Genomic DNA, 15,576 nt, shown 5'->3' with positions numbered 1-15,576 from the left:
GCCGATGAGCGAGCCGCCTCTGGACCGCCGTCCTTGATTGGCCTATCCCGCGTGGGATTGCGTACGCGTCTCGAAGAAATAGTTGCTCGGAAATCTCTGGCGTATCGCCTGATAAAGCTTCAGGTCATGGGCCAGTCGAGGGCCGAGACGCTCTGCGACCTCGTTCTTGTCGAGCGCCGCCATCTCATCCGACGCCGGTGTGACATTGTCGACATGATGCGGCAGCTCCTTGCCGAGGTAGAAGCTGATTGCCTCCAGGCTTTGCCTGTAATTTTCGACCGTACCGATATAGGCAAAGTCATTGTTGACGTTTTTCAGGGCTGTCTCGAACTGCGCTGGGCCCACTTTCTGTTGGTCTGCATACCCGGCCAGATATCGCGTGATGTAATTATCGAATGTCACGTCGTCGACATTGTCGAATGCATCGAAGATCGACGAGCATGTGACGATCCGCGTATCCCCAACGACATACTTCATGTAGAGGTAACATGAGATGGCGTGGTCGATCGGATCTCTCACGACGGAGACATATTGGTGGGCCCGGCCGGAATGTCTGTGAAGCCCATACATATAGTGGCCGAATACGATGTCGACATCATCAAGGGCGCCGTTGGTGAAGGTGGCGAACTGCTCTTCATGCAGGCATGGGTACTGGTGATAGACCTGCAGTAGTTGGATATCCGGGTCGCTTTGCAGGGCTCGCCGCGTGCTGGTTCCCGCCGTCTTGGGGATATGCATGAAATAGATGGCTGGCCGCGCCGAATTGGGGCGTGGGTCATAGCGATGATAACGGCGCTGAACGACGTTGCCATTGACCGCAACCTCGACCAGAATCGTGCCGAGTTCACCGATCAAATGTTTACGGGGTTCGAAATAGACATTCCAGCCGAGTGCATGCGGGCGGTTGGTTGCAACGGGAACGTCAGGCCGCTCGCAGGTATCGACATAACCGAGCTGCTGCCGATTGACGAAGACCGAAAATGAATCAATCGGCTGATCTGACGACACCCATCCCTCGACTCGGACAATTCTGTCGCGCAGCGGATTTTTGTATTCCGTATCGATATAGGCAATCGCAGAACAATTATCCGTCATTGTTTCCATCTGGATCGTGTTTGGCCAACTCAACCTATGAAAGCCCTATTTTGGCCATATTTTCTACATGGTTGCTCCATTCATGCAAAGGAGAAAAGAAAAAACATTCGTCCTTTCCATAGATTCCAGATGCTGTACTTGCGGACTCGTCTGCGCGTGCTGTCGCATGCAAGAACAACAATGGACGAGTTTGGCGCAGAGGATGGATTTGACCGGTCGCCGGGACGGAATTGGCCTGAAGATCTATCTTGTTGAAATTCAATGAGAAATTCTTAGCGAAAAACGCCGGGAAGAATGTTCTCGCAAAGACCCCGGCATTTTTGACGGGTAGACTTGTGAGCGTGTTGCCGTAAGATCCTACCCAAGCTAGCAGAGGCGCCAAGGCTAGCGACTGCGTTGCGGGGTTGTGGGTGTTCTTCTGCCGGGCGGTGCTTCACGTAGCATCCAAGCGTAGATTTTACCTGTGAGAACTCGACGTTGATGAATTCAGGATCGGAGGAATTGAGTTGCAGGCTCATTCCTCCGTTTTCTTTTGTAGATCCTGTTCTAGCCAGGTGTACCGGACTGCTTGATGCACCGGCCGCGTTCAGCTCCTTCGCCATTCGCCATTTCGTTTTTTCCGCCTGCGCGGCGCGGATTCGCTTGCACCGACCGTCATGTCCTCCAATCCTTGCAAACGGTGCGGCGGGGGCGCATTGGCAAAACGGGTCGTATATTTCCTGGTTGAGGCCGCAAAGCTCCCCCGCAATAGAGTAAGGCGTGCCCCAAGTTGCCAGATCCGTTCTTTCCTTTGCCCATTCAGGCATGAAAAACCCCGCCACGTTGCCGTGGCGGGGGATGTAGCGCTGCGGAAAGGCCCAGCTTAGTGGGAGGGTGTATCCCCCGACGCATGGGCCTTGCCGCCGAAGCGGGCCTTCACCCATTCGCGCAAGCCCTGGAAGAAGACGTAGAGCATCGGGATCAGGAAGATGCCGAGGATCGAGGCGCCCAGCATGCCGGCGAACACGGCGGTGCCGACGGCGCGGCGGCTGACCATGGCGGCGCCGGTGGCGATCACCAGCGGCACCAGGCCGAGGATGAAGGCGATCGATGTCATCATCACCGCACGGAACCGCATCTTGGCCCCGAGAATGGCGGCATCCCGGATCGGCAAGCCGGCTTCGCGCTGCTCCTTGGCGAACTCGACGATCAGAATGCCGTTCTTGGCGGCGAGCGCGATCAGCACCACCAGACCGATCTGGGCGTAGACGTCGAGGGAGAGCGTGGCGACGGGCATGCCCGTTATGGAGCCGACCCAGGCCAGGAATTGCGGGATGAACAGAATGCCGAGGAAGGAGGTGAACACCGCCACCACCACCGAGAGCAACACCGGTATCGGAATCACCCAGCTCTCATAGAGAGCCACCAGGAAGAGGAAGGCGAACAGCACGGCGAGGCCGAGGATGATGCCCGTCTGGCCGGAGGCCTGGCTTTCCTGGTAGGAGGTGCCGGTCCACTCGAAACCGTATCCGGGTGGCAGGGTCTTGGCCGAGACCTCGGCCATCGCCGTCATGGCATCGCCCGAGGAAATGCCGGGCTTGGGTGAACCGTTGACGCTCACGGCGCGATAATTGTTGTAGCGCGCGATCGTCTGCGGCCCGAGTTGGGTCGAGATCGAGGTGATGGAGCGCAGTGGCACCATCTCGTTCTTGTTGTTGCGGATATAAATCTTCCACAACGCCTCGGTATCGTTGCGATCACCGATCTCGCCCTGGATGTTGACCTGCCAGGTGCGGCCGTAAAGGTTGAAGTCGTTGATATAGGCCGAGCCCAGTGTCGCCTGCAATGTGGCGAACACGTCCGACATCTGCAGGCCCAGGGCCTGCGCCTTGTCGCGATCGATATCGAGGAAGATCGAGGGATTGTTCGCGCTGAAGGTGGTGAACACGCGCGACAATTTCGGATCCTGGTTTGCGGCCGCGATCAGGCCTTGCGCGACGCCGGCCATGGCTACCGGCTCGGCACCTTCCAGATTCTCCAGCATGTACTGGAAGCCGCCGGTGGTGGAGAGGCCGATGATCGGGGGCACGTTGAGCGCGAGCACCTGGGCGGTGTTGATCGCCTGCGTCGCGCCGAAGACCTTGCCAATCGCCGTTTGAGCCGAGTCCGTCGCCTTCTTGCGATCCTCGAACGGCTTCAGGCGCGCCACCATGAAGGCGCTGTTCGACTGGGCGGCGCCGTCAAGGAAGGAGAAGCCGACGATCGCCAGATTGTCCTGGATCTGCGGCATCTGCTTGAGGATGCCTTCGACCTGCTCCACCACGGCGGTAGTCCGGTTGACCGAGGCGCCGTCCGGCAATTGCAGAACGATGAAGAAGGCGCCCTGGTCTTCCTCCGGCACGAAGCCCGTCGGCGTCTTCTGCGAGAGGACATAGGTGCCCACCGCAAAGGCGGCGACGGCGACCAGGCTAAGCACGGAGACGCGCACCAGCCTCGTCACCACGGCGGCGTAGCCGTCGCGGACATTGTCGATCCGCCGCATCACCCAGGCCATGATGCCGCGCTTCTTGCTGTGGCGCAGGAAGACGGCGCACAGAGCGGGCGACAGCGTCAGGGCGTTGAGGGCCGAGATCAGCATGGCGGCCGAGATGGTGACGGCGAACTGGCGGAAGAGCTCTCCCGTCAAGCCCGGGATGAAGGCGATCGGCACGAACACCGACAGCAGCACCAGGGTGATCGCGATGATCGGCGCGGTGATCTGGCTCATCGCCTTCTTGGTGGCGGCGACCGGCGACAGGTCTGGCTCTTCCTCCATCACGCGTTCGACGTTCTCGACCACGACGATGGCGTCGTCGACGACGATGCCGATGGCGAGCACCAGGGCCAGCAGCGACACCGTGTTGGCCGAATAGCCGAGCGCCAGCATGACGGCGAAGGTGCCGACCAGACTGACGGGCACGGCGATGGCCGGAATGATGGTGGCCCGCAGGCTGCCCAGGAACAGGAAGACGACGATCACCACCAGGATGAAGGCCTCGATCAGCGTCCGGATCACCTCGCCGATGGTGTCGGAGACGAAGGTCGAGGTGTCATAGACGATGGTGGAGGACAGCCCCTTGGGAAAGTTCTTTTGAACCTCCGCGAGAGTCTTCTGGATTTCCTTGGAGGTCGCGACGGCATTGGCGCCAGGCGACAGATAGATGGCGACGGCGACGGCCGGCTTGCCATTGAGGCGAGCGGTCTGATCGAGATTCTGGGCTCCCATCTCGACGCGAGCGACGTCGCGCACGCGCAGCACGGAGCCGTCGGGATTGGCGCGCACCACGATATTGCCGAACTGCTCGGGCGTGGCCAGGCGTCCCTGAGTCTGCAGATTGAGCTGCAATTGCTGGTCCGCGGCTGCAGGCTGGGCGCCGATGCGCCCGACCGGCGCCTGGACGTTCTGCGCCTGGATCGCGCTAGCGATATCGGAGGGCTGCAGCCCCAGATTGGTCATGCGCTGGGTATCGAACCAGATCCGCATGGAGTAGTTCTGGCGGCTGAACAAGCTGGCCTGGCCGACGCCGGGCGTGCGCGACAGCCGGTCGAGCACGTTGATCGCCAGATAATTGGTGATGAAAAGCGGATCGAGCTTGGGATCGTCCGACGAGAACATGACGAACTGCAGGATCGAGGACGAGCGCTTCTGCACCGTCACGCCCTGGGTTCGCACCGTATCCGGCAGCTTGGCGAGCGCCGCCTGCACGCGGTTGTTGACGTTCACCGTGTCGATGTCGGGATCCGAGCCGAGCGCGAAGGAGACGGTGAGGCCGTAGCTGCCGTCATTGCCGCTGTTCGACTGCATGTACAGCATCTTGTCGACGCCGATGATCTGCGCTTCCAGCGGCTGGGCCACGGAGGATTCGACCACGGCGGCCGAGGCGCCCGGATAGGTCGCGCTGACCGAGACCTGAGGCGGCACCAGGTCGGGATATTGGGCGACCGGCAGGAAGCCCATGGCGAGCGCGCCCGCCAGCGTGATGACGATGGCGATGACGACGGCAAGACGCGGCCGGTCGATGAAGACGGATGAAAACATCTTACTTGGCCGCCCCATTGTTGGAGGCGGGGGCCGGCGAGGGGGCGACCTTGATGCCGGGACGGACCTTCTGGATGCCGTCCACGATCACCTTCTCGCCCTCGTTGAGGCCGGCCGAGACCATGGCGGTTGCCGGCGTTGTCTGGCCGAGCTGAACGCGCCGTTGCTCGACGGCGTTGTCGGGACCGACGACATAGACATAGCTGCCCTGCTGGTCGGTCAGTACGGCACCGCGCGGGATGCCGAGAACCTGGATCGGCTCGACGCCCTCGAGCAGGACGGTGACGAACTCGCCGTCGATCAGCGGCCGGCGGTTGATTTCGCCGGGTTGGGCGCCGGCGATGGTCGGGTTGGCGATCTCGCCGCGAAGGGTCACCGTATCGGTGCCGTTGGCAATGGTCGGGTCGACATAATTGAGCTTGCCGTCCTGCTCATAGGTCGATCCGTCGGGCAGCTTCAGCTTGATGCGCACGGCGGCAAAACCACCGCGGCTACCGTAATATTTCGACATTTCCAGGAATTGCGGCGACGGGACCGGGAAGGTGACATACATCGGATCCTGGCTGACGATGGTGGCGAGGGTTCCGGTGGTCGGCCCGACGATATTGCCGGTGGTGACGGCGTAGCGCCCGATCTTGCCGTCGATCGGCGAGGCGATGGTGGTGTAGTCGAGATTGATCTGCGAGGTGCGCAACTGGGCGTTGGCCCCCAGGATCTGGGCTTCGAGGGCCTGCTGCGAGGCGATCGCCGTGTCGACCGTCGATTGCTGGCCAGCAGGCGTCTTGAGCAGTGCCTGGGCGCGCTCGGTCGTCAGCTTCGCGTTGCGAAGCTGCGCCTCATATTGGGCGATCAGGGCCTTGTTGACGTCGAGGGCGGCCTGGTAGGGCGGCTGTTCCAGCCGGAAGAGAACCTCGCCCTTCTTGACCTCGCGTCCTTCGGTGAAGGGGGTTTCCTCGAGCTGGGCGGTGACGCGCGCCACCACGCTGACGCGATTGATCGCCTCGACGCGGCCGATGAATTGCTGTGTCTGGGTGATCGGCATCTTGGCGGCAACGATGAATCCCACAGCGGGAGGGCCCGCATTGGGCATCTGCGCCGCGGCCGGCGAGACGAGCACAGGCACCATGGCGGTCGAGCCAAGCAAAGCCGCGAGGGCGAATATTGGCAGCTGATGACGCTGGGCGACTCGATTGGAAGGAAGAAAACGCCGAATAATTGCTGCTATCATCACGCGCCCTATCGCAAGATGCCAGCCGCTGCGGCGCTTGGCATCCCCATCCGAGCGATGTGGCGCCACGAGACCAACTGGATCAAAATAAAAAAACAAAAACAATTTAGTAGAATGAACTGCCTTTTTGGAAGCTCCATTATGGCAGATCAATGGCCGCTGCGGCACAAACCGGTCAGCCAGTGCCGCTCCTGCCTGAAATGGGACATTTTTGCAACAGCACAGGCGCGCTTTCGAGGAGAATGCGTCCAAGCCTCAACGCTTCTTCGCTCCAGTTCTATGGTTCGGGGCGTCTTCGCGATTCTTGAGGCCGACAAAATCGCAAAATGGCGAGAGTCCCGCATGGCTTTCAAAAAACGGGACAGTGCGGCAGAATCTTCCTACAGACGCTCGACAACAGAAAAGGAAGCGTCAGTCCTGCAGGGGCCGACGACGCAAGGGGGAATGCATGAGTGACTTTGCCGGCAAGTCCGTGATCGTAACCGGTGGCAGCCTCGGCATGGGGCTGGCCTGCGCCACGCGCTTTGCGCAGGGTGGAGCCGAGGTGCTGATCGTGGCCAATGACAAGGCATCCATCGAAGCGGCGCTCCCGGACCTCGGTTCAAAGGCCCGTGGCTTCACAGGCGATGTACGCAAGGCGGCGGACATGGAGGCAGCCGCGGCCGAGGCGGCCAGCGCCTTCGGCGGCGTCGACATCCTGGTGTGCTGCGCCGGCATCCAGCGTTACGGTACGGTGGTCGAGACGCCGGAGGAGGTCTGGGACGACGTGCTCGACGTCAATCTGAAGGGCATCTATCTGGCAGCCAAATACGCCATTCCCGCAATGCGCCGGCGCGGTGGCGGCGCGATCGTGGCGATTTCTTCGGTACAGGCCTTCGCGTCGCAGACCTCCGTCGCCGCCTACACCGCCAGCAAAGGCGGCATCAACGCCCTGGTGCGGGCGATGGCGCTCGACCATGCCGGCGAGAACATCACCGTCAACAGCGTCTGTCCGGCTTCTGTCGACACGCCGATGCTGCGCTGGGCCGCCGATCTCCACAAGGGCGATTCGACCGCGGAAGCCATGCTTGCCGCCTGGGGCAAGGGTCACCCGATCGGACGCATCGGCCAGCCCTGGGAGATTGCCGAGGCCGTCGCATTCCTGGCCAGCGACAAGGCGCGCTTCATCACAGGCAGCGATTTCAAGATCGATGGCGGCGTGATGGCCAAGCTCGGCATTGTCTTGCCGGAATGAGGCGTGCGAGTGCGCGGGACCGGCGCACTCAACTCGCCGATTTATGGAGGTATCAGGATATTGAGGCCGAGGCCGGGTTATTTCACCACGGTCTCGCCGCCGGCCATCTTGGGCGCTGGTTCGCCGCTGGCGGCGCTCGGCATGGCGGGGCTCACGGCCACCAGGGGCGGAGCTGTCACCGGGGTGAATTTCGAATCCACGAATTCGAGGGCGTCCTCGATGGTCTTGCGCCACAGCGACCAAGTGTGGTCGCCATCGGTGACGCGGAATTCGATGTTGAGCTTATCGGCCATCAGCGTCTCATAGAGCGCCATGGATCCGCGCCAGAAATTGAGGCCGTCATGGTCACCGACGGTAAGGTAGATCGCCGGCAGTTCGCTACCGGCCTCGATCTGGCGGGCGAGCAAGGTGAAGACATTGGCGTCATTGAAGCGCCTGGCATCGAAGGGCGTGCCGAAAGCGCCGCCAAAATGGGCGCCCTCCGGCGGCAAGTCGGGCCCGCCGACCACGGTTGCCTGATCGATGCGTTTGAAATAGCTGCCGCTCGCTCCCGGCCATGCCGTCATGGTCTGGGAGGTCGGAATGTTCTGCCACAGGGCGCCGGACAGGCTGGCGACCGCGACATAGCGATCCGGCCGCTTGAAGGCAAAGCGCAACGCGCCGAAGCCACCCATGGAAATGCCGGCAATGGCGCGGGACTTGCGGGTGCAATGGGGCGCGAAGCGCTTCTCGAAAGCGGTCGGCAACTCGTTGAGGAGCGCGGTTTCGTAGTTGCCCGGGCCCTTCACATCGGCAGAATCGACATACCAGCTATTGCCGGCGGACGGCATCACGACCAGCATCGGGTTGATCCGCCCGCTTTTGATCAGGCGATCGAGCGTGGCCTTGATTGTGGCGAGAGAGGACCAGTCGCGATTGTTCGCATCGCGCCCATGGAGGAGATAGAGCACCGGCCAACCCGTTTCCGGGGCCGGCAGGTCCGGCCGATAGACCGACACGGTCAAAGGCCTGCCCAAGGCCTTGCTAGGAAAGGACATTTCCTCGAGCGTGCTGGCCTGTGCACCGTGACTGCCGCCCGCCAGTCCGGCCAGGAGGCCGAGGCAAAGCGCCGCGGCCAAGCGGAGTTTCCCGATACTGCCCATTCGCGGGCAGTATCGGGAAACTCCGCAAGCGTTTGAGATCCTGCGGAGAACAGAAAAGACACTGGCGGATTCCGGCCAAGCCATGCGCATTTCAAGCTCGTATTGTGTCCGTGCGACAAGCGAATTCGTCGAAAGCCGGCAATCGCTGGACACATCCGTTGCATCGTTGCCGCTGAAAGACGGGATCGATGCCGGAACACGCCGCGCGCTGAGGCTGCTTGACGGAGCGCTTATGCCGACAAGCTGTGTCACAAATTGGGAAACAATCACAAAATTCCAATCAAAAGCGGTTTGACGTCAATTTTGTCGACCGGCGTGGCGATGATGCAACACGCCAGGCAGCTTTTCTGACAATTTTTCTGGCAACTTTTTTGCTCCCAACTCGTTCATCCCCCGTACAGGATGAGACCGCCACTATGCCCCAAGCTCCAGGACTCAGTTGAGCGAGGCGCTGAAAGAAGGGTACCAAAGTGTTGGTGGCCGGTCGCGGCAATCCGAGCGCGTCGCGGCGAGACGACTTGATGGAAGTGGAAGGCGCGTGTCATGAACATTCAATCCAGCCCCTCCCAACTGGTGAAGACGATCCGCCCCTATCTGCTTACGGCCTTTCTGTTCGTGCCGTGTTATTTCCTGCAGGCCTATCTGGGCTGGCATAGCTATTCATATTTCGTTTTTCTACCTGCGGTTGTACTTGCTGAGGTCTTGTTCGGCTTCGGGATCGGCCTGTTCGCCATCCTGCTGACGGCTACCGTCGTCACCTTCCTGTTCATCCAGCCCTTCTATACGTTGTGGCTGGCGCCCGCCCAGCTTCCGGCGCTGGCCTTGTTTGCCCTCACCGCAATCCTGATCTTCGGTGCCTGCGAGGCGGTGCGCCTGCTGATCGACTATGTCGCCGATCGCCGGCAAAACCCGCCGCGCCCGGTCGCTGCCAGCCCGGCGGTGAAGCCCAATCAGCGCGCCATCTCCGTCGATATGTGGCGCGGCTTCGTGCTGTGCACGATCTTCATCAACCACATGCCCGGCAACCTCTTCGAGGTCATCACCTCGCGTAATTTCGGCTTGTCTGATTCGGCTGAGGCCTTTGTCTTCATGTCCGGTGTCGCCATGGCGCTGGCCTATGGCCGCAAGTTCAACGCCGGCAAGGAGGCCGACGTCTCCCTGGCGCTCGGCAAGCGCGCCCTGAAGCTCTATGGCGTCCATGTCCTGATGACGCTGGCCGGCATCGCGATCTTCTCAGCCGGTGCGCTGCATTGGCGGATGCCCGATCTCATGGCGATGCATGGACGTGACCTCTATACCCAGGATGCCAGCACCTTCCTGCTCGGCACGCTTTCGCTTGGCCACCAGATCGGCTATTTCAACATCCTGCCGCTCTATATCGCCCTTATCGCCCTGGTGCCTGCTCTGTTCTATCTGGCGCGGCTGCATATTGGCGTGATGCTGGCCGCCTCGGCTCTGCTCTACGGCCTGGCCCGCTATTATGGCTGGAACCTGCCGTCCTGGCCGATCGCCGGTGGCTGGTTCTTCAATCCTTTCACCTGGCAGTTCATGATGGCGATCGGCATCGCCGTCGGCCTGCTGCTGCAGCAGGGCCGGCTTGCGATCTCCAAGCCGCTGTTCGCCCTTGGCGGCCTGATCGTCTTCGCAGGTGCCTTCGTGGTCACCAACGGCTTCGGCCTGTCTTTCGGCGTGCGTGAGGCTGTTTATGGCTGGCTTGACCTCGACAAGACCAATCTCGGCCTCGGCCGCCTCGTGCACTTCCTGGGCATGGCCAGCTTTATTTACGGATTGGGCATCTCGCCGAAACTCGCTTCATTGCGGGTGATGCAGCCTCTGATCATGCTGGGACGCCATAGCCTGCTGGTGTTCTTCCTGCTCTCGCTATTGGCCGGGGCCGGCCAGGTGGTGCTGATGACGGGCCACGATTCGCTGTGGATCCAGATCGCCCTCGTCTGCGGCGGCATCGCCTTCCTGTGCGCCGCCGCCAAGTTCAGCGAGGCCGAGAAGGCGGCCGGCGGCCCGGTGATGGTGCGGGGCTGAACCAGCCCCCGCCTCAGCTCAGCAGGGGCAGGATGGCACGAACCCTGGCATCGCGCAGATAGAGGCCGCCCCACATCAGCACGCCGAGATAGACCCCGAACAGAAGGTGGCTGAAGATCGGCGTGCCCGCCCTGAGATTGGTGGCGATGGCGCCGCCGAGAAGCCCGGTCAGCAGTACCGCTCCCAGGATCGAGGTGCGCGGAATGGCGTAGAGCACCGTGGCGGCGAGGGTGATCACGCCGATGGTGCGGGCATGCTCGGGCGGATAGCCCAGGCCCTGCATGGTGTCGATCACCACCTGCAAGGGCGCCAGCTTGATGGCGCCGTCGAAGATGAGGAAAAGCACCACCAGGGTGCTGAGCACGATGCCCGTCCAATAGGCACCCCTGGAGATGGAGGCAGTCTGGCTCGACATGATCGGTCCTCTGTGTTGGCGGGGGCGGGATATCCGCCCGTTGCCACAAGGACGTCGATCAGAGCGGGGAGCCGACAAGACGGCCGAAAAATTTCAGAACGGGTGTTACGGGGCTTGTCGACGCTGGCAGGCAGGCAGCGGGTGAGCGGCCGATTGGAACTCCATGCCTTTTCCGTTGCATAAATCGGCTGCGAGAGTATGTGCCTGCGCTGAATTCTTGCGACGATGAGGCTTCGGACCGGCATGCGGTTATGGCGATTGGCGCGGCGCCCTTTCCTGGCTCTCGATGGCAGCGGCGCGGAGCGCCATGGCGCCCGTTGGACCTCCCCGGGGCGGCCCGTGGTCAATTTCGCTTCGGAGGCGGCTCTCGCGGTCCTCATCGTCTTGCGCTATCTGCCGCGTGATCTTGAAGGAATTGATCAGGATTATCTGCTGGGCTGGACCGAGACCGACGAGGAACCGGAGGCGATCCCCTTTACGCCGGATCCGATCGAAAAGCGGGCGAGAGGCGATGACTGGCTGTCCTCCAGCCGCTCCCTGCTTGCCTCGGTGCCATCAGCCGTCCTGCCGGAAGCCAGGCTGATCTTGATGAATCCGAGACATCCCAGGGCGAGTTCGATCGCGCCCTTGACCGTGCGCCCCTTCAGTTTCGAGCAATGCCTCAGCCTGCCTCCCTTGCCTGTGTAGCGCCAGTGGAACGCCCGTGACCGGACCGCGAACCGTCATCCTCAGCTTTCTGCATCGAACTGCATGGCAGGGCCTGGGCAATGTTTCGGGCCATGTCCTAGAGTGCGCCCGGGCCGAACCAAGCGAGCAACCAGATGCGCCTCGGGCAATGCTGCAATTTTCACGACTTTCGTCGCATGGCCAAGCAGCGTCTACCGGGGCCGATCTTCGATTACATCGACGGCGGTGCCGATGACGAAGTGACCTATCGGCGCAATACGGCCGCCTTCGAGGCCTGCGACCTGGTGCCGAACGTGCTGCGCGGGGTGGCCGAGGTGGACATGTCGGTCGAGGTCATGGGGCAGAAGCTGGCCATGCCGGTCTATTGTTCGCCGACTGCTCTCCAGCGCCTCTTTCACCACCAGGGCGAGCGGGCCGTCGCGGCCGCGGCGGGAAAATACGGTACGATGTTCGGGGTATCCTCGCTCGGCACGGTCAGCCTGGAAGAAGCGCGGCGGATCAGCGATGGGCCGCAAATCTATCAGTTCTATTTCCACAGGGACCGCGGCCTTAATCGCGATATGATGGCGCGCGCCAAAAGCGCCGGCGTGCAGGCGATGATGCTGACGGTCGACAGCATCACGGGCGGCAATCGGGAGCGCGACAAGCGGACGGGCTTTGCCATTCCCTTCAGGCTCACACTTGCCGGCATGCTGCAATTCGCGATCAAGCCGGCCTGGGCGGTCAACTACCTCACCCATGAACGCTTCCAGCTGCCTCAGCTGCAAGAGCACCTCAAGCTGGACGGCGGAGCGCTGTCGATCAGCCGTTATTTCACCGAGATGCTCGACCCCTCCATGTCCTGGGATGACGTGGCCGAGATGATTAGACATTGGAACGGGCCGTTCTGCCTGAAGGGCATCATGTCGGTCGAAGATGCCCGGCACGCGGCCGAGATCGGTTGCAGTGCGATCGTGCTGTCCAATCACGGCGGTCGCCAGCTCGATGGCTCGCGCAGCGCCTTCGACCAGCTGGCGGAGATCGTCGATGCGGTGGGCGACCGGATCGACGTCATCATGGATGGCGGCGTGCAACGCGGGACGCATGTCCTCAAGGCCTTGTCTCTGGGAGCGAAGGCCGTCGGGCTGGGCCGCTACTACCTTTTCCCGCTTGCCGCCGGCGGGCAGCCCGCCGTCGAACGCGCCCTGGAGCTGATGCGGATCGAGATCGAGCGTGGCATGAAATTGATGGGCTGCACCACCATTGCACAGCTCACGCGCCAGAACATTCGCCTGCGTTCCTGAACCTGTCCCACGCGAAGGACTGCCCGACGCGTGTCGCCGCGGCCAGTTTCTCGCGCAGATCGTCGGGATTTTTCAAACCCACAATACGGTCCGGCAATCGCAACCTATGCCAGTCCGTCTCACAGTTTGAGCGTCACCCTGGTGTTCAGGAGTTGACTGCGCCTGGCGCTCGAGCCCAGCTTGATCTCGAAGTCGCCGGCTTCCAGAACCGGCTGCAGGTCCTTGCCGGGGAAGGCGAGGTCCCTGGCTGCCAAGGTGATGGTGACGGTGCCGCTCTGGCCGGGATCGAGGCTGATCCTGGCGAAGCCCCTCAGCTCCAGCAACGGCCGGGACAGGCTCGCCACCAGGTCATGCGTGAACAGGAACACGGTCTCCCAGGCGGCGCGTTTGCCGGTGTTCGTAACCGTGGCGCTGACCTCGATGGTATCGTCGGGGCCGAATATCGTTTTGCTCACTTTCAGGCCGGACAGGCTGAAGGCGCCATAGGTGAGGCCATGGCCGAAGGGAAAGGCCGGCGCATTGGGGGCGTCGATATATTTGGAGGTGTAGTGGTCGTTCGGGTTGAAGGGGCGTCCGGTCGGATATTGCTCGTAGTAGAGCGGCGCCTGTCCGACCGTGTCGGGCCAGCTTATCGGCAGGCGGCCGGAGGGCGATTCCTGCCCCATCAGGAGGTCGCCGATGGCCGGGCCTGCCTGCTCGCCGGGAAACCAGGCCATCAGCACGGCCGAGGCCTTGGGGAAGAGCCAGGGCAAGGTGAGCGGCCGGCCGGCGAAGAGCACGACGATCACCTTCTTGCCGAGCGCCAGGATGGCCTCGGCGAGTTCGCGCTGCTTGCCCGGAAGCTCCGGATGGGCGCGGCTGGCGGCTTCCCCGCTCATCGGTGCCGCCTCGCCCAGGCATAGCACCACGGTATCGGCGAGGCGCGCCGCCTCCACCGCGGTGGCGATGCCGGAGGTGTCGTCTGAGTTGATCTTCACGCCTTCGGCATGCACCACGACAGTGGCGACCTTGCCGAGGCTGGTGCGCAGGGTGATGCTGTCCTCGGCGACCGATGCGCCGCCCCAGGGGCCGCGCATATCGGCCTGGGCGTCGGTGAGGGGGCCGATCAGTGCGATGCGCTCGGTGCGCGTGAGCGGCAGCGCTTCGTTGTAATTGGTAAGCAGGACGCAGGATTTGCGCGCCGCGTCACGGGCGACTTCATGATGGTCGATCTTGCCGGCCATGGCGGCCAGTGGAGCCGTGCCGCGCCGATAAGGCTGATCGAACAGGCCGAGCCGCTCCTTGAGGCCGAGGACGCGCCGCACGCTGGCGTCGATCTCTTCCATGGTGATGAGGCCCGATGACAGCGCCTCGGGCAGGTGCTTGCGATAGGCGTTGGAGACCATGTCGATGTCGACACCCGCCCGCAGGGAGAGAGCAGCGGCCTCGGCCAGGTTGCCGGCCACACCATGGTTCATCAGTTCGGCCACGGCGTTGTAGTCGCTGATGATGACGCCGTCGAAGCCCAGCTTGTCGCGCAGCCAGCCCTTGAGCAGCGGCTCATGCGCCGTCATCGGCATGCCGGCCAGGCTGTTGAAGGCTGGCATGATTGCCGCAACGCCCGCCTTCACGGCGGCCACGAAGGGCGGCAGATAGATCTCGTGCAAGGCGCGGTCGGAAACATCGACCGAAGCATATTCACGCCCGGCCACCGGTGCGCCATAGGCGCAGAAATGCTTGGCGGTGGCGGCGATCGAACCGACGGCCGAGAGATCCGAGCCTTGGAAACCCTTGATCTTGGCGATCGCCATTTCGGCGTTGAGCCAGGAATCCTCGCCTGCGCTTTCGACGATGCGGCCCCAGCGCAGGTCCCTGGAGACATCGATCATCGGAGCGAAGGTCAAGGCGAGGCCATCATTCCAGGCCTCCACCGCCGCGATGCGCGCCGTACGGGCCCAGGCGGCCTGATCGAACATGGCGGCCTCAGCCAGCGGCACCGGAAACGCCGTCTTGTGGCCGTGGATGACGTCGAAGCCGAGCAGCAGCGGAATGCCGAGGCGCGATTCCTCCACGGCGATGCGCTGGACCTCGTTGACGTGATCGACGCCGACCATGTTGAGAAGATTGCCGATATCGCCGGAGCGGATGGCATCGGGCGAGTCCCCACCGAGCAACGGGCCGGTCACCGCATAGCCCGAGGCAACCATATTGAGCTGGCCGAGTTTTTCTCGCAGCGTCATCTTGGACAGCAGGGTTTCGATGCGGCTCATCACAACTCCTCGTTCGGCAGGCTTTTGCTGATCGCGGGATCGGCGGGGCCGATGAGCAAATCAGCTTCTGCTCCTTGCTTAACGCCTCGCGGCTTCTGTTCAATCCCTACCTTGGTTAGCATCGCCAGAGATATTGCGATTTGGCG

The 15,576-nt window shown here is 62.3% G+C and carries 11 protein-coding genes; 5 read left to right on the top strand and 6 right to left on the bottom strand.

The features are described from left to right. Window positions 1–42: 42 nt before the first annotated feature. The 3 genes from AB4037_RS11200 to AB4037_RS11190 all read right to left on the bottom strand — a co-directional run bounded on the left by AB4037_RS11200 (window position 43) and on the right by AB4037_RS11190 (window position 6,278). Window positions 43–1,104, bottom strand: coding sequence for a hypothetical protein (locus AB4037_RS11200; RefSeq protein ID WP_441771566.1), 1,062 nt, complete (start codon window positions 1,102–1,104; stop codon window positions 43–45). Window positions 1,105–1,957: 853 nt separating this feature from the next. Further along, window positions 1,958–5,152 carry an efflux RND transporter permease subunit gene (locus tag AB4037_RS11195; RefSeq protein ID WP_434959913.1) on the bottom strand — a complete coding sequence of 1,065 codons (3,195 nt, stop codon included), beginning with the start codon at window positions 5,150–5,152 and terminating at the stop codon, window positions 1,958–1,960. 1 nt (window position 5,153) lies between these two features. After that, entirely contained in the window at window positions 5,154–6,278 is a 1,125-nt protein-coding gene (locus AB4037_RS11190; protein WP_434959912.1) for an efflux RND transporter periplasmic adaptor subunit, read from the bottom strand. 45 nt (window positions 6,279–6,323) lie between these two features. Here AB4037_RS11190 and AB4037_RS11185 point away from each other — a divergent pair, with 45 nt between their 5' ends. Beyond that, entirely contained in the window at window positions 6,324–6,836 is a 513-nt protein-coding gene (locus AB4037_RS11185; RefSeq protein ID WP_441771565.1) for a hypothetical protein, read from the top strand. Beyond that, window positions 6,829–7,614, top strand: coding sequence for an SDR family NAD(P)-dependent oxidoreductase (locus AB4037_RS11180; RefSeq protein WP_441771564.1), 786 nt, complete (start codon window positions 6,829–6,831; stop codon window positions 7,612–7,614). The genes AB4037_RS11185 and AB4037_RS11180 overlap by 8 nt, the downstream gene beginning before the upstream one ends. Before the next feature lie 77 nt (window positions 7,615–7,691). Here the strand turns inward: AB4037_RS11180 and AB4037_RS11175 are convergent, their stop codons facing one another. Then, window positions 7,692–8,732, bottom strand: coding sequence for an alpha/beta hydrolase-fold protein (locus tag AB4037_RS11175; RefSeq protein ID WP_434959909.1), 1,041 nt, complete (start codon window positions 8,730–8,732; stop codon window positions 7,692–7,694). 567 nt (window positions 8,733–9,299) lie between these two features. Between AB4037_RS11175 and opgC the strand changes: the two genes are divergently transcribed. After that, the gene (gene opgC / locus AB4037_RS11170) at window positions 9,300–10,796 is read left to right on the top strand and encodes an OpgC domain-containing protein (protein WP_434959908.1); all 1,497 of its coding nucleotides are present in this window, start codon (window positions 9,300–9,302) and stop codon (window positions 10,794–10,796) included. A 13-nt stretch (window positions 10,797–10,809) separates the two neighbouring features. On the opposite strand, the gene AB4037_RS11165 is transcribed toward opgC, so the two are convergent. Further along, window positions 10,810–11,211: a DoxX family protein gene (locus AB4037_RS11165; RefSeq protein ID WP_441771563.1), complete on the bottom strand. Its 402-nt coding sequence runs from the start codon at window positions 11,209–11,211 to the stop codon at window positions 10,810–10,812. Window positions 11,212–11,469: 258 nt separating this feature from the next. Between AB4037_RS11165 and AB4037_RS11160 the strand changes: the two genes are divergently transcribed. Both AB4037_RS11160 and AB4037_RS11155 read left to right on the top strand, forming a co-directional pair. Further along, on the top strand, window positions 11,470–11,898 hold the full coding sequence (locus AB4037_RS11160; protein ID WP_441771562.1) for an RES family NAD+ phosphorylase: 429 nt from the start codon (window positions 11,470–11,472) through the stop codon (window positions 11,896–11,898). Between the two features lie 134 nt (window positions 11,899–12,032). After that, window positions 12,033–13,181, top strand: coding sequence for an alpha-hydroxy acid oxidase (locus AB4037_RS11155; protein WP_441771561.1), 1,149 nt, complete (start codon window positions 12,033–12,035; stop codon window positions 13,179–13,181). Between the two features lie 119 nt (window positions 13,182–13,300). On the opposite strand, the gene AB4037_RS11150 is transcribed toward AB4037_RS11155, so the two are convergent. After that, window positions 13,301–15,430 (bottom strand): glycoside hydrolase family 3 N-terminal domain-containing protein, encoded by a 2,130-nt coding sequence (locus AB4037_RS11150; protein ID WP_441771560.1) that lies wholly within the window; start codon window positions 15,428–15,430, stop codon window positions 13,301–13,303. Window positions 15,431–15,576 lie beyond the last annotated feature (146 nt).

This window comes from Labrys sp. KB_33_2 (genome assembly GCF_052114505.1).
Lineage (GTDB): Bacteria > Pseudomonadota > Alphaproteobacteria > Rhizobiales > Labraceae > Labrys.
Note: the sequence above shows the minus strand (reverse complement) of the source record. Positions and strands in the feature narration are given on the sequence as shown.

Excerpts from the sequence above, each read along its gene's own strand:
- AB4037_RS11195 (WP_434959913.1), bottom strand. The coding sequence starts at position 5,152 with ATGTTTTCATCCGTCTTCATCGACCGGCCGCGTCTTGCCGTCGTCATC.
- AB4037_RS11200 (WP_441771566.1), bottom strand. The coding sequence starts at position 1,104 with ATGGAAACAATGACGGATAATTGTTCTGCGATTGCCTATATCGATACG.
- AB4037_RS11190 (WP_434959912.1), bottom strand. The coding sequence starts at position 6,278 with ATGGTGCCTGTGCTCGTCTCGCCGGCCGCGGCGCAGATGCCCAATGCG.
- opgC (WP_434959908.1), top strand. The coding sequence starts at position 9,300 with ATGAACATTCAATCCAGCCCCTCCCAACTGGTGAAGACGATCCGCCCC.
- AB4037_RS11180 (WP_441771564.1), top strand. The coding sequence starts at position 6,829 with ATGAGTGACTTTGCCGGCAAGTCCGTGATCGTAACCGGTGGCAGCCTC.
- AB4037_RS11165 (WP_441771563.1), bottom strand. The coding sequence starts at position 11,211 with ATGTCGAGCCAGACTGCCTCCATCTCCAGGGGTGCCTATTGGACGGGC.
- AB4037_RS11150 (WP_441771560.1), bottom strand. The coding sequence starts at position 15,430 with ATGAGCCGCATCGAAACCCTGCTGTCCAAGATGACGCTGCGAGAAAAA.
- AB4037_RS11185 (WP_441771565.1), top strand. The coding sequence starts at position 6,324 with ATGACGCTGGGCGACTCGATTGGAAGGAAGAAAACGCCGAATAATTGC.
- AB4037_RS11155 (WP_441771561.1), top strand. The coding sequence starts at position 12,033 with ATGCGCCTCGGGCAATGCTGCAATTTTCACGACTTTCGTCGCATGGCC.